The organism is Kitasatospora sp. NPDC048239 (assembly GCF_043202015.1).
In the GTDB taxonomy this organism is placed as follows: domain Bacteria; phylum Actinomycetota; class Actinomycetes; order Streptomycetales; family Streptomycetaceae; genus Kitasatospora.
Genome location: NZ_JBICZP010000017.1, coordinates 103,260 through 117,133 on the forward strand (window position 1 = coordinate 103,260; position 13,874 = coordinate 117,133).

The 13,874-nt window shown below is 74.9% G+C and carries 13 protein-coding genes; all 13 read right to left on the bottom strand.

What is annotated here, in order from left to right:
* Positions 1-50 precede the first annotated feature (50 nt).
* The gene (locus tag ACGFZP_RS33180; RefSeq protein ID WP_392940046.1) at positions 51-626 is read right to left on the bottom strand and encodes a phage baseplate assembly protein V; all 576 of its coding nucleotides are present in this window, start codon (positions 624-626) and stop codon (positions 51-53) included.
* Entirely contained in the window at positions 623-1,759 is a 1,137-nt protein-coding gene (locus tag ACGFZP_RS33185) for a hypothetical protein (RefSeq protein WP_392940048.1), read from the bottom strand. Before ACGFZP_RS33185 ends, ACGFZP_RS33180 begins: the two co-directional genes overlap by 4 nt.
* Entirely contained in the window at positions 1,752-2,114 is a 363-nt protein-coding gene (locus ACGFZP_RS33190; RefSeq protein ID WP_392940050.1) for a LysM domain-containing protein, read from the bottom strand. Before ACGFZP_RS33190 ends, ACGFZP_RS33185 begins: the two co-directional genes overlap by 8 nt.
* Positions 2,111-2,770 carry a hypothetical protein gene (locus tag ACGFZP_RS33195; protein ID WP_392940052.1) on the bottom strand — a complete coding sequence of 220 codons (660 nt, stop codon included), beginning with the start codon at positions 2,768-2,770 and terminating at the stop codon, positions 2,111-2,113. The genes ACGFZP_RS33190 and ACGFZP_RS33195 overlap by 4 nt, the downstream gene beginning before the upstream one ends.
* On the bottom strand, positions 2,767-3,204 hold the full coding sequence (locus ACGFZP_RS33200; protein ID WP_392940054.1) for a hypothetical protein: 438 nt from the start codon (positions 3,202-3,204) through the stop codon (positions 2,767-2,769). The genes ACGFZP_RS33195 and ACGFZP_RS33200 overlap by 4 nt, the downstream gene beginning before the upstream one ends.
* Entirely contained in the window at positions 3,195-5,669 is a 2,475-nt protein-coding gene (locus ACGFZP_RS33205; RefSeq protein ID WP_392940056.1) for an ATP-binding protein, read from the bottom strand. The genes ACGFZP_RS33200 and ACGFZP_RS33205 overlap by 10 nt, the downstream gene beginning before the upstream one ends.
* Positions 5,666-6,895 (bottom strand): DUF4255 domain-containing protein, encoded by a 1,230-nt coding sequence (locus ACGFZP_RS33210; protein ID WP_392940058.1) that lies wholly within the window; start codon positions 6,893-6,895, stop codon positions 5,666-5,668. The genes ACGFZP_RS33205 and ACGFZP_RS33210 overlap by 4 nt, the downstream gene beginning before the upstream one ends.
* The gene (locus ACGFZP_RS33215) at positions 6,892-7,836 is read right to left on the bottom strand and encodes a hypothetical protein (protein ID WP_392940060.1); all 945 of its coding nucleotides are present in this window, start codon (positions 7,834-7,836) and stop codon (positions 6,892-6,894) included. Before ACGFZP_RS33215 ends, ACGFZP_RS33210 begins: the two co-directional genes overlap by 4 nt.
* Positions 7,833-8,711: a hypothetical protein gene (locus tag ACGFZP_RS33220; RefSeq protein WP_392940062.1), complete on the bottom strand. Its 879-nt coding sequence runs from the start codon at positions 8,709-8,711 to the stop codon at positions 7,833-7,835. The genes ACGFZP_RS33215 and ACGFZP_RS33220 overlap by 4 nt, the downstream gene beginning before the upstream one ends.
* 4 nt (positions 8,712-8,715) lie before the next feature.
* The gene (locus ACGFZP_RS33225; RefSeq protein ID WP_387948927.1) at positions 8,716-9,222 is read right to left on the bottom strand and encodes a phage tail protein; all 507 of its coding nucleotides are present in this window, start codon (positions 9,220-9,222) and stop codon (positions 8,716-8,718) included.
* A 73-nt stretch (positions 9,223-9,295) separates the two neighbouring features.
* The gene (locus ACGFZP_RS33230; RefSeq protein ID WP_392940064.1) at positions 9,296-11,053 is read right to left on the bottom strand and encodes a phage tail sheath family protein; all 1,758 of its coding nucleotides are present in this window, start codon (positions 11,051-11,053) and stop codon (positions 9,296-9,298) included.
* A gap of 32 nt (positions 11,054-11,085) precedes the next feature.
* The gene (locus tag ACGFZP_RS33235) at positions 11,086-12,726 is read right to left on the bottom strand and encodes a phage tail sheath family protein (RefSeq protein WP_392940066.1); all 1,641 of its coding nucleotides are present in this window, start codon (positions 12,724-12,726) and stop codon (positions 11,086-11,088) included.
* 258 nt (positions 12,727-12,984) lie between these two features.
* On the bottom strand, positions 12,985-13,749 hold the full coding sequence (locus tag ACGFZP_RS33240) for a BTAD domain-containing putative transcriptional regulator (RefSeq protein WP_392940068.1): 765 nt from the start codon (positions 13,747-13,749) through the stop codon (positions 12,985-12,987).
* Positions 13,750-13,874 lie beyond the last annotated feature (125 nt).

The following is a 13,874-nucleotide window of genomic DNA, read 5'->3' on the forward strand; positions in this document are numbered from 1 at the left end:
CTCCCTGACGTCCGTTCACTGCACGACTCACTGACGACTCACCGCACGACTCACTGCACGACGAGTGCGTTGAGGTTGACGAGGACCTGGTTGTTGCTGAGCACGACGCTGGCCCCCCGGCCGTTCTGGATGACGATCCCCTGGTCGTTGACGGTGATCGAGGCACCGCTGCGCGCCTTGAGCAGGATTCCGCCGGCCGCGCCGGGGGCGTCCGAGATGGCGAGGGTGTTCTGGCCCACGGTCTGCAGGACGATGCTCGGACTGGCCGGGACGCCCGCCTGGGCGAGCGCCGGCACCTCGGTCTCGGTGCCCCAGAACCCGCCGGTCCAGATCGGATGCTCCGGATCCCCCTGCTCGAACTCCATCCAGACCCCGGCCCCGATCGGCGGCACCGCCCAGAGGCCGCACTGCGGACCGGTCACGGGGAGACAGGGCAGCGCCCACGTGGTGGGGTACACGGCGGAGACGGCGGGGGCCAGGGCCAGGATACGGCCGGTCCGGAGCGGGTCCACGTTGTTGACGACGGTCGCCCGGTACTTGCCGTAGAAGCGCGGCCCGCCGCCGCCGTCCTGGTCGGCCGGGCCGCCGAGCGCGTCCCGGTAGTCGTTGTCGTCGGTCATGGTCATACCGGCACCACCGGGAGGGTCGAGACCAGTCCGTTCCGGACCAGGGTGAACTGCTGGGTGAAGGAGCCCCGTTCGAGCCGGTGGTCGACCGACTGGACGAAGTAGAGGCCGTCGAAGGCGGTGCCCGCGCCGCGGACGCCGACCAGCGCGCGCGGGCGCAGCACCTGCCCGTAGCGCTGCACGTCGAGGCTGCCCTCGGCCCTGACCGCGTCGGCCGCGGCGGAGGCCTCGGCCATCCCGAGCAGCACGGCCTCGGCGACGCCGAGCTTGGCCGCCTCCCGGAGGTGGCGGATCCGGTGCGGGACCGGCTGGAGGGCGCCGAGCGGGGGGTTCAGCGGCGAGACGTTCGGGACGGGCACCGGGATGACCGCCTTGGTCGCCGGGTGGTGGAGGAGGATGACCGGCAGGGTGGCCGACTCCGCGTCGTAACGGAAGGTGAGGGAGCGGACGTTGGTCTGGACGTCCATGTCGACGCTGAGCGCCGGCTGCGGCAGGCCGATCTTCGCCTGCGGCCCCCAGTAGGCGATGCTGGCGCCCGGGACGGGCCCGGGGATGTGGGCGAACACGTAGCCCGAGCGGGCGGCGAGCCGCCGCAGGTAGGCGAGATCGGTGCCCTGCTGCACCGGGATCCGCTCCAGCGGGTTGGGCACGTCGGCCACCAGCGCCGGCACCACCGCGGGGACCACGCCGAGGACGGCGTACTTGGCCAGCACGGCGAGCACCCGGGCCGCCACGGGCATGGCCGGGAACGGCGTGCCGGTGCCGTCGATCTTCTCCATCAGGGCGGTGAGGTCCATCCCGTGGACGGTCAGCACGGCGGGGGCGCCGTCCGTGCCCGGCGACAGGCCGACCGAGGTCAGCACCCCGTCGATCAGGACCTCGGGCAGGCTGCCGACCGTCACCGCGACCACCACCCGCAGCACCGGCGGCAGGCTCCCGCCGACCAGGAGGAAGACGGCGGGCAGCGGGGAGTCCTTCTCCAGCTCGAAGGTCAGCTCGAAGGCGCTCTGCCGGCCCGGCTCGGCGGTGCTGTGCACGGTGACGCCGGTCAGGGCGTCCAGCACGAACCGGGGCACCGGCAGGGGGACGGCGGGGCCGACCAGCAGGGTGAGGTGGACCGGTCCGCTAGGCATCGGCCGCCCCCGGCACGCCCTCGGGCAGCGTGACCCGCAGCCGGCGGCCGACCTCGGCGGTCAGCTCGGCCGGGTCCAGCACGCCGTTGGCATCGCAGAGCAGCCAGAACCGCTCCGGATCTCCCAGCTCCGCCGCCGCCAGGGTGTCCGGGCGCTCCCCCGCCGCGACGAGGTGCTCGCGCAGGGCGGCGAAGCGCTCCGGCTGCGGCACGAACCGCCGGGTGACGTAGCGCACCTGACGGCCCTCCAGCCAGACCGTCGCGAGCGGCAGCCCGCTGTAGCGGCTGGTCGCGGGGAAGGCCGGGGCCTGCGGCGGCTGCGGCAGGCCGCCGGGGAAGAGCTCGGGGAACGTCATGTCATGCCTCCGATACCGAACACCGCGAAGCCGGCCGAGCCGGCCCGGGCGGCCAGCGCCTCCAGTCGGCGCTGATGGGCGAGGTAGAGCCCGCCGGCCCGGTGGCCGAAGCCGACGTCGTTCACCGACAGGACGCGCATGCCGAGCCGCACCTTGGCCCGCAGCGGGTTGAGGGCCGGATCGAACGCCTCCTCCGTCACCGACAGCTCGGTGACCCGGACCGGCACGATCCGACTGGGGCTCCAGACGAAGACGGTGAGCGGCGCCTCCATCGGCAGGATCTCCAGCGAGCCCGCCGCGGCGGAGCGGTCGGCCGCGACGAGCTGGTCCACTCCCGGGTAGACCAGCAGCTCCAGCGCGGCCAGCTGCGGGTGCACCCCGACCTGCCCGGCGTCGGGGTAGGCGTCGGGGAACTCCAGCTGGTCGGCGGCGTCCAGCTCGGCCTCCACCGTGATGGACTCCACCGGCGGCGCCTTGAAGCGCAGCGGCTGGGACCGCCCGCTGCGGTCCTCGCCGGTGTCCTGGACCTGGAAGCTGCGGCTCAGGCTGTCGGGGTTGTACTGCAGGGCGATCATCCGCAGGACCGAGCCGGAGGCCGGGTCGAGCTCGACGATGCCGCCCCGCATCAGGTGCGGGGAGCGCGGGAATCCCGTCACCGCGCACCTCCCCCGGCGGCAAGGCCGGCGCCCAGCGCCCGGCCCGCGTCCCGGCCGAGCGCCGCCGCCCCTCCCGGGTCCAGCGGTCCGCCGCCCGGCACTCCGGCGCCCGGGACCCCGCCGTGCGGCAGCGCCACCGTCAGCCCGGTCGGGGGGCGTACCGACGCCCGGGCGAGGGGGCCGGCGAGGGATGGGGCGGGGCTCTGGGGCTGCGTCAGGGCGTTGGCCTGGGCGTGGGCCTGGCTCTGTGCCTGTGCCTGTGCCTGTGCCTGTGCCTGTGCCTGGGCCTGGGCCTGGGCCTGGGCCTGGGCCTGGGCCTCGCCGAGGGTTGCGGCCAGGGCCTCGGCCAGGGCCGACCGCAGCCGCTCGGCGCCGCCTGGTCCGAGCTGCACGCCCTCGACCACCAGGTGCTCGATGTGCACGATCACGTCCATGCCCGGCTCCCCTCTCCCCCGGCCGCCGGACCGGCCGCCGTCTGTGCGGACTCCCACCCGGGCTCCCACCCGGACTCCCACTCCAGGTCGAACTCGCTCTCGTCCAGGACGAGCCCGAGCTTGCGGCACTCCATCCGCAGGGCGGCCAGCACGGTCGGCATGTCGACGACCCGGCGGCCACCACTGCGGCCCCCGACCCCTGCCCCGACCCCGCCTGCGGCCGCGAAGGTGGCGTTCATCGCGATGTTGTGGATGCTGCCGCCGGCCAGTCCGAACCGGGCCAGCCGGGCGGGGTCGAGGTCGGTGGCGACCCCGGGGGCGAACGCCCGGCGCCAGATCGCCTCGCGCTCGGCCGGCCCGGGGAACGGGAAGTCCAGCACGAACCGCAGCCGCCGGGTGAACGCCTGGTCGAGCGCGCCCTTCATGTTGGTCGCCAGGATCGCCAGCCCGCGGTACGCCTCCATCCGCTGCAGCAGATAGCCGACCTGCACGTTGGCGTAGCGGTCGTGGCTGTCCCGGACCTCGCTGCGCCGGCCGTACAGCGCGTCGGCCTCGTCGAAGAAGAGGATCGCCCCGCCGCGCTCGGCCGCGTCGAACAGCCGCCGCAGGTTCTTCTCGGTCTCGCCGATGTACTTGCTCATCACCGCCGAGAGGTCGATCCGGTACAGGTCCAGGCAGAGCTCGCGGGCGAGCACCTCCGCCGTCGTGGTCTTGCCGGTGCCGCTCTCCCCCGCGAACAGCGCGGTGATCCCGAGCCCCCGGGCCGTCCGCCGGGCGACGCCCCAGTCCTCGTAGACCACCGCGCGGTGGCGCACCTGGTCGCGGATCCGGTCGAGCTGCTCGGTGATCACCGCCGGCAGGACCAGGTCCTCCCGGCGGGCGCGGATCTCCAACCGCTGGGCCAGCAGGTCGAGCCGCGGTCTGGTCACCGCCAGGCAGGCGCCCCACACCCGGGAGCGCAGCTCCTCGGCCGACTCCGCCGACCCGGCCGACCCGGCCGCCGCGCCGGGGGCCTCGCCCGTGCCGGGGGCCGCGCCCGCCGTGCCGTCGGTGACCGCCAGCGCGGCCCGGCGAATGGCCACCGGGTCGAGGTCGAACTGGGCGGCCAGCTCACCCGCGAGCCGCTCCCCACCGGGCCCGAGCGCGGCCGCCCAGAAGGCCCGCTGCTCCGCCGTGGTCGGCCCGGCCACCTCGACCACCAGGGCGCCCGGGCCGAGGTGCGGCCACGCCTCGCGGCTGTCCAGGAAGACCGGTCCGTGCAGCTGCGCCAGCAGCCGGGTGACGACGGCCGACGCCTCCGGGCCGGTCTCGGCCGCCTCGTCGCCCGCGGCCAGGTAGAGGGCCAGCGGCGCGAGCAGCGTCTCGCGCTCCCACAGGCGTGCGGTGAGGGCCGCGGCGCCGGCCTGGACCGGCAGCGCCGCCACCGGGACGCGGACCAGGACCCGCCCCAGCCCGGCCGCGATCTCACCCGCCAGCAGTTGCTTGCTGACCGTGTCCGGGCCCACCAGGTTGACCGTCGGCGGGCGGCCGTCACCCGCCGTCCGGACCAGGCCGGAGCGCAGCGTGTGCGCCGCCGCGCGCTGCGAGGCGCTGGGCCGCACGGCGGCGGTCCCGTCGCCGTCGCCGTCTCCCTCGCCTTCGCCCTCGCCGGTGTCCAGGGGGAGGACCGTCTCGGCCAGCCGCTCGTCCAGGTGACCGAGGCCCTTGAGGTAGTTGACCACCCGTTCGTCCGCGCGCAGCACCCGGGCGGTGAGGCCTCCGGTGCCCTCCAGGGTCACGAGGTGCAGGCGGCGCAGCGGCCGCTCCGGGGAGAGCGCCTCCCAGGCCGGCTGGTCGAACAGGCGCAGGGCGAGGCCGAAGGTCGGACCGGGCTGTCGGCCGCCGGCTCCGGCCGCCTCGCTGAGCGCGTCCACCGCCGGGTCGAACTCGCGGGCCGCGGCGAGCAGCAGGACGTCCCGCTCGAAGGCGGTCAGCCCCAGCCTCCGGGCGAGCTCCTCATGGGCCGGGCAGACCGCCTCGGCCGCCGCATCCCGGGCCGCGGCGGCCAGGGCGAGCTCGTGGGCGACGGCGGTGTGGGCGCCGGTGTGGGCGCTGTCCGGGGCCCTCCCCGCGGGGGTGCCGTGCGGGGTGGGACCGGCGGGCGGTACGGCGCGGGGGCGGCGGCCGAACAACCCGCGGGCGCCGGCCCGGCCTGGGCCGGGCCGCGGCGGGGGCAAGGGCGGGGTGCGGGGCGGCGGTGCCGCGCCCTGCTCCGGGCGGGTCTGCTCCTGCTGCGGGCGGCCCGCCTGCGGGCGGCCGGGTTCGGCAAGGCCCGGTTCGGCGAGGTCCCGCAGGCGCAGGCGCAGCCAGTGCAGGGCCGCGCCGAGGTAGGCGTTGTTGCCCTCCTCCCAGCTCGCGGCGGCGGCAGCCTCCGCCGTCTCCGCCGTCTCCTCGGTCTCCCAGGGGTCGCCGTTCGTTCCGGTCATGGCAGCACCACCTGTTGGGCGGGGTCGAAGGCCGTCGGCAACGGCTTCGTCTGGTCCGCAGCCGGCTCGGACAGCGGAACGGAGTCGATCCCGTCCACCCGCAGCCGCAGGGTGAGCGGCGTCCGCGCGGGCAGCGTGCGCGGCACGTCGAAGGAGGGGACGGCACCGGGCCGGACGGGGGCCGTGGGCCGCAGTTGCGCACCGCCGACGAGCAGCAGGACGGGCTGGTCCTTCACGAGCAGGCGGTCGCAGGGCACCCTGACCCGCACGGTCGTGGCGCCCACCGCCCCGAGGGCCGGTGGGCCCAGCCGGACGGCGACCGCCAGCGGCAGGGAGTTGCTGGTGATCACCGGACCCTCGGGCGGCCCGATCGCCAGGGTCACGGTGGCGACCCCGGCGGGCAGCGCGGGCGGGACCGGCAGCAGCACCCGCTCGGCCGTGGAGCCCGCGGCGGCGTCCGCCCAGAGCGGCGCGGGCAGCCGCGGGTGGTCGAACCTGGCCCGGACCCGCCCGCCCGCCAGCCCCGCGCCGTCGACCGCCAACCCGTCCCCCGTCCGGGCCGGGAAGGAGGGGTTGCCGCGCCAGGCGGACACGGTGAGCCTGTCGACCCTGGGCGCCGCGCCGACGGACACCGGCACGCCCTGGTCCTGGCCGAGGGCGTCCAGGGGCAGCCGACCGCGTCGCAGCACCGGGAGCGGGGCGTCGGCCGGCGTCAGCGCGTCGATCAGCACGACGGACGCCCGGTACGCCACCGAGAGCCGGTAGTTGGTCTGGAAGCCCGACCAGAGCTTGGACTGCTCGTCGATGCCGAGGTGGACCGGCGTCAGTCGGACCCGCTCCGGCTGCAGGTGCACCCCGGCCGCGGCGAGGACGCCCGAGAGCTTTGCGCGGGTCAGCACCGCGCCGTCGTGCAGCAGTTGCATGGCCTCGCCGAGCAGGCGGTGGGCGGGTGCCTCGTCCTGGGTGTCGCCGTACGCCGTCAGCAGGTAGGACAGGTCGAGGGCGAGCGGGGGGTGCAGGGCGCCGCCGGCGGACCGCGCGGGCGGTTCGAGGTTGCGCCAGGCCGGGTTGGGCGCGACGTCGTAGAGGAAGAGGTTGAGCTGCGCCCCGCCCGTGCCCGCTTCCCTGGCCTGGTCCGGCGGACGCGCGGTGACCTGCGCGGCCACCTGGCCGAGCAGGGAGCGGAGGGTCTGGGTGACGGCTTCGATGGCGCGCCCGGTACTCATCCCCGCTCCCTCGCGCGTCGCCGGAGGTACTGGTCGAGGGTGGTCACGGCAGGCTCCTCGGAGCGGACCCGCTCGGGCCCGGTCGGCCCGGCGGGGACGGCGCGCACCTCGACCCGGCCGATGGTGACGTGGACGACCGGGGCCGGCGCGGACGGGCGGCCGCGACGGGTCTGCGGCATCGGCCACTCGGACCGCCCGACCCCGTCGAGGGGCTCGGTGGAGTCGGCGAAATCGGCGATCGGCGACGGCTCCTCGGGCAGCACGGACCGGTCCCCCGCGGGGCGGGGCGGGAACCACGCGCCGTCCGGGTCGGTGAGGCCGTCGGGGGCGGCGAGGGCATCCCGCTCGGCGCGGTCGGCCGCGGGCCCGGTGGCCGGGCGGCCCTCGGCGGTGGGCGGCGCCTGCCCGGGCCCGGACGGGGCGAACGCCCCGTCCGGCGCGGCGCCGGCCGCTGCCGCCAGGCCCTGCCAGGCGGCAGCCGAGGGCTCCTCGGCCGGCCCGGCGGGCCCGGTCCGTGCCGAGCTCTTCCGTGTCGGGGTGGGCCGTGCCGAGGTGGACCGCGGCCATCCGAGGTCCGCCGACGGGCCGGTGCCAGCCGCCTCCCCGGCCGGTGCACCGCGCAGCCGGGCGCCCTCCGACCCGGCGGTCTGGTCCGGGCGACCTGCCGGAGGGCCTGTCGGCGCGGGCGGGGCGGCGGGCCACCGAGCGGCGCCGGCCGGCCGGGCACTCCACGGTGGCGCGGGATCGGGGTACTGGTCCGCGCCACCGGGGCTTCCGTCCGGCGCGGCGCCGCCGTCCTCGCGCAGCCGCTCGAACCGCGAGACCGGACGCGGCCGCAGCCGCCCCGGCTCGCTCACGCCCTCCGCACGGGCGGCGATCCGGGCCAGGAAGCCGCCCGCTCCGGCGGTGGGCGGCGCGGTCCGCCCCGGCTGCTCGCTCATGCCCTCACCAGGTCCAGATAGCGGCGGCGCCGGATCCGGCCGAGCGCCAGGATGTCGGACTCGCGCCAGCCGTACGCCCGGGCGAGGACGTCCACCTCGCCCAGCGTGTGCAGCGCCAGCCGTTCGACCTCGGCCCAGAGGAAGGCCCCGAGGTCGAACGGTGCCCACCACTGCGTGTCACAGGCAGGGCAGTCGAGCCCGAGCAGCGGCTCGGCGTGCGGGTCGGCGGCCGCCAGGGCCTCCTCCACCGAGGCGCGGACGCCCGCGGGCAGCTCCCCGGCCGGTACCGCCTCGCCGGGTGCACCTGGTTCACCGGGTGCACCGGGCTCGCCGGGTTCACCTGGTTCACCGAGTCGGACGGCCCCGGTGACGCAGCGCGCCAGCAGCGCCGAAGCGGGGTCGGCGCTGCCCAGAACGGCGAGGAGATCCCCGGTGGTGACGGGACGGCAGCGGACCTCGTGCCCCTCGGCCGTGATGCTCAACTCCGCGCCAGACTCCCAGCCGACGACCGCGCCCACGTCAGGCCCGCCCGAGCCGGCCGACCCGCCCGACCCGCTCCCGGACAGCAGGCTCAGCTGAAAGCCCACCTCCACCAGCCCCGCGCAGGACGGACAGGAGGCCACCGCCTCCACCGCGTCCCCGACCAGCGAGCGGCGCAACCCGGCCAGCCGGGCGGTGAACCGGCCGAGCGGCTCGGCGGCCAGCCGCTCCCAGCCGTGGTCCGGCCAGACCGCGGCCAGCAGGGCGAGCGGCCGCCCGACCGGGGCGAGCGCGCTCGCCCGCTCCCAGGTGTCGAGCAGCAACCGGTCGGCCAGTGGACGCGGACCGGCGCCGTCCCACCGCGGCGCGCCCGATTCCGTACCCGAGTCGGTCACACCCTCACCCCTGTTCCTGGGGTTCGGGGATCTCGGTGTCGCGCTCCCAGCCCTCGTTCTCCAGCTTGAGGTGCTGGATGGCCACGGCGTTGGCGTTGGCGTCGAGGTCCGGCAGGGCCTGGTACTCGGACACCCAGCAGCGGTACACCTTGTAGGCGAGGACCAGCTGCCCGGCCTCGTTGTACAGCTCGATGGTGACGTCCTTGCGGAAGCTCTTCAGCGCGGACTCGGCACCGACCGAGCCGTAGTTCCAGACCTTGTCGGCCCACTGCTCGAACTCCGGGTCGTGGGTGACACCCCGCTCCAGGGTGATCGCCTCGTACTCGGTGCGGCCCGGGGACTTCCGGCTGCTCGACGGGTCGCCGCCCTCGCGGTGCCTGACCACCTCGGTGGTGCGTTTCAGCCCGCTGACCTTGCTGACGCCGAGGACGTACCGGCCGTCCCAGCGCACTCGGAACTTGAAGTTCTTGTAGGGGTCGAACCGCTGGGTGTTCACGGTGAACTGGGCCATGTCGTCTGCGCTTCCTCGTCGTGTCCCGGTCGATCTGCCGGTCGTTTCCGCCCGGCCGTCTGTCCCCGCCCGGTCAGGACGGGAGTTGCTCCGACAGCTGCTGCACCTGCACCACCACGAACTCCGCCGGCTTCAACGGCGCGAACCCCACCCGGATGTTCACCACCCCCAGATCCCGATCCGCCTGCGTCGTCGTCTCCGCATCACACTTCACGAAATACGCCTCCCGCGGCGACCGCCCCTGCAAAGCCCCCTGACGGAACAACTGCTGCATGAACGCCCCCACGTTCAACCGCACCTCCGCCCACAACGACTCACCATTCGGCTCGAACACCACCCACCGCGTCCCCCGAAACAAACTCTCCTCGACGAACAACGCCAACCGCCGAACCGGCAGATACTTCCACTCCGAACCCAACACATCCGCACCCGCCAACGTCCGCGCCCCCCACACCACCCGACCCGCCACCGGAAAAGACCGCAGACAATTCACCCCCAACGGATTCAACAAACCGTTCTCACCATCCGACAACCGCACCGACAGATCCGACACCCCCACCAGACCCGCCTCCAACCCCGCCGCCGCCTTCCACACCCCACGCACCCCGTCCGTCCGCGCCAACACCCCCGCCACCGCACCACACGGCACGAAGGAGTCCAGCGCGTCGGCCTTGAACGGGTTCGGTTGGCGCAGCCGGGGGAAGTAGACCGCCGCATCGGGCCCGCGCCCGCCGAGTTGGTCGGCCTCCGCGCGAAAGCCCGTGCGCGCAGCCTCCGCCGTCGTCCAGCCGGACGGCGGGTCGACGAGGAGCACCGCCCGGCGGCGCCTGCAGTAGGCGGCGGCCCGGTCGAAGACCACCGGTTCGACGTCCGCACCGCTCAGCCGGTACGGCGGGATGCAGAGCAGGTTGAACAGGTCGGCCCGGTCGAGCAGCCGCTCGTACTGGCCGATGACCTCCTCGGTGTCGGGCAGGTCGGCGCTGTCCGCCCCGCCGAGGCCGGCGGCCGCCGCTGCGGCTTTGGCCTTCGCCTCGGCCAGGGCGGTACGCAGGTCCTCCACCGCGGCGCCGGCCCGCGCCTCGTGCGCGGTCTTCCCGTCAACCGGCTGGTCGTCCGAGACCTGCTCGTCGACGGCGGACGCCCGTGCGGGCCCGTCGACGGCCTCCTTCAGCGCGGCCGCGGCCGCGACGACCGCGGCATCCGCCCGGCCCGCCGCGTCCTGCCAGGCCCCGGCGGTGGCCGGCGGATCCGGGCGGACGCGGGTGCCGCCGGGGGGCGGCGGCGCCAGCGGGTCGACGGCCCAGCGCACCAGGGAGGACTCCCGCTCCAGGACGGTGCGCACGCAGCGGGGGTGGTCGGAGTAGAGGGACACCCCGGCGTACCGCTCCGTCCGCCCGGTGCCCTGGTCCAGGACGACGAGGGTGAAGAGCTCTCCGGGCGGCGCCCCGGTGAGATCCACCCGGGCCCGCAGGCCGTTGCCCCAGGCGCCGGGCGAGACCGCCTTCAGGGATACCTGCCGAACCCCGCTGCCGATCGTGAGCCGGGCGTGGCCGGTGCCGTCCGCCGGGTGGTAGAGCCGGCAGATCACGGCCTGGCCGCCGCCGTTGAGGAAGAAGTCCCGGACCGCGAAGCCCAGCAGGCTGCCGGCCCAGAGCCCGCCGAACTCGCGGACGAAGCCGTCGAACCCGGTGACGGCGACCGGCTGGTCGACGCTGCCCCGGGCGGCCCGGCCCACGAAGGCGGCGATGGACGTGGCCACTCCGGTGACGGTGTGGACACCGCTCGGGATCTCCTCGATGTAGACGCCCGGCTGGGCGAGCTGCTCAGGCACGGCCCCTCCTGTTCCGCTGGTCACCCGCCCGGTCAGGACGGGAGTTGCTCCGACAGCTGCTGCACCTGCACCACCACGAACTCCGCCGGCTTCAACGGCGCGAACCCCACCCGGATGTTCACCACCCCCAGATCCCGATCCGCCTGCGTCGTCGTCTCCGCATCACACTTCACGAAATACGCCTCCCGCGGCGACCGCCCCTGCAAAGCCCCCTGACGGAACAACTGCTGCATGAACGCCCCCACGTTCAACCGCACCTCCGCCCACAACGACTCACCATTCGGCTCGAACACCACCCACCGCGTCCCCCGAAACAAACTCTCCTCGACGAACAACGCCAACCGCCGAACCGGCAGATACTTCCACTCCGAACCCAACACATCCGCACCCGCCAACGTCCGCGCCCCCCACACCACCCGACCCGCCACCGGAAAAGACCGCAGACAATTCACCCCCAACGGATTCAACAAACCGTTCTCACCATCCGACAACCGCACCGACAGATCCGACACCCCCACCAGACCCGCCTCCAACCCCGCCGCCGCCTTCCACACCCCACGCACCCCGTCCGTCCGCGCCAACACCCCCGCCACCGCACCACACGGCACGAAGTCGGTGATCAGACCGCCCTGTTCGGGATCGGGCCGACGCAGCATCGGGAAGTAGACGGCGGCGTTCTCACGCGGGCCGTCGATCTGGTCCAGCCACTGCTCAGGCGGCAGGCCCCCGATCCTCCAGTCACGGCGCGGGTCGACCAGCAGGATCGACCGGCGGCGTTTGCAGTACGCCAGCGCTGCGGAGATCAGGCCGGGCTCCAGGTCGGTGCCGTCGCGCCGGTGCGGCGGGATGCAGAGCAGGTTGAAGACGTCCAGGTGGTCGAGCGCGTAGAGGCCCTTCTGTGCGGCCTCGGCGCCGTTCCCCAGGAAGTCGGCGGCGGTGAGGGCGCCGCCGTCGCTCACCGCCGCCCGGGCGTCGTCCACCGCCTTGCGCAGGGCGAGTTCGGCGGCGTCCAGCTGTGGCTTCTTCGTCCCGTCCTGCTGGTAGGCCTCCCGTGCGAGTCTGACGGCCTCCTCGGCTGCGCCCAGGGCGTCGAGGCGCTTCGCCGGGTCGATCGGGCCCGGATCGCCGACCACCCGCACCAGGGTGGAGCCGGCCTCCAGCACGGTCTTCACGTTCCGGGCGTTGACCGCGCCGGAGAGGTTGTGGAAGCTCTCCGTCCGCCCACCGGGGGATGACTCACGAATCGTCAGGTTGAACAGCGAGGACCGGTCGACGCCGAGTTCGTCCGCGACGGCCTGGCTGGTGTCGAGCTGGTCGACCTCCGCCCGGAGCGCGACGCCCCACGACCCGGGCTCCACGGCCTCCAGGGTGAGTCCGCCGACCGCCAGCCTGGCCGAGGTCGTGCCCGCGGAGGCCAGCCGGACGATCTCGGCCCGACCGCCGCCGTTGGCGAAGAAGTCCTGGACCGCGTAGCCCAGCGGACTCTCGCTCCAGAGCCCGCCGAAGCGCCTGGTGAACTCCTCGAAGCCGAAGACCGTGGTCGGAACGTCCCGTGGACCGCGCCGCGCCCGGCCGATGAAGGCGGTGATGGACGTGGGCACGCCGGTGATCGTCCGTACGCCGCTCGGGATCTCCTCGACGTACACGCCCGGGTAAGTGAGTTGGGGGCCCATCTCCGCCTCCTCTGCCATCGGATGGGGCTCAGCCTGGCAGAGCGGATGTCACCACCGCGTCACCGATCCATCACCAGAGGTGACCGGCGGGTGGCTCGTTCGGGCGGTTTGAACCCGCCCCAACCGTTCCCGGGCGGACCGTTCCCGCCCCCGACCGTTCCCGACATGGCCCGACCCCGCCCCCGACCGTTCCCGACATGGCCCGACCCCGCCCCCGACCGTTCCCGACATGGCCCGACCCCGCCCCGGCCGGCCCTCCTACGGGACGGCCGGCGGATCCACCTGGTCCAGCAGGGCCCGCAGCAGGGGTGACGGGTCGACGCCCAACTCCCTTCGCAGGACCACCCGGCAGGCGTCGAACTGCCGGACGGCCTCGCCCAGGTTCCGCTCGGCCAGGTGGACCCGGATCACCGCCCGGTGCGCGCTCTCCCTGGTCGGCTCAAGCTGCACGACCCGCAGGGCGGTGTCCAGCGCCTCGGCGTACCGCCCCTCCTCCACCAACCGCCCGGAGACCGTCTCCAGGGCGTGCAGTTGGAGCTGGCGCAGCCGTTCGCGCTCGGCCAGCGCCCAGTCCTCGTACCAGCCGGGGAGCAGATCCCCCACGGGCTCGATCGGGGCTGGCCGCGGGGCGTCGGCGGCGTCCGGGGCGTCGAGCAGCCGGCGGGCGGCGCGTACCCAGGTGCTGACGTCCACGTCGACCCCGGCCGCGAGGGCGAGCCGGCCGCGGCACTCGACGATCGTCCGGCCGGTGCGCTGGAGCCGCCACAGGGTGGTGCGCAGCCGGCCGCTCGCCTGCTGCTCGGACGCCTCGGGCCAGAGGATTCCGGCGGCCTGGCCCCGGGTGGCCGCCACCCGCAGGGCGAGCAGCGCGACGAGGCGCTGGCTGTTCAGCGGGAGGACCAGCCGCTCCGGGCCGCAGCACAGCTCGAAGCCGCCGAACAGGCGTAGTTGAAGGCGTTCGGGCCGTCTGGGCGGCGGTCCGCCCTCCGTCGCCGGCTCGGTCGCGGACCTGGACTCGACCACGCGCGCCTCCTCTGCTCGCCCCCTGCGCCCCCGTGTCTGCACGAACAGACAGCTGATGCGCGGATCGCGCCCCGGGCAACCCCGGTGCCCGGCAGATCAATCCTTACGGGTGACCGGGCGGCACG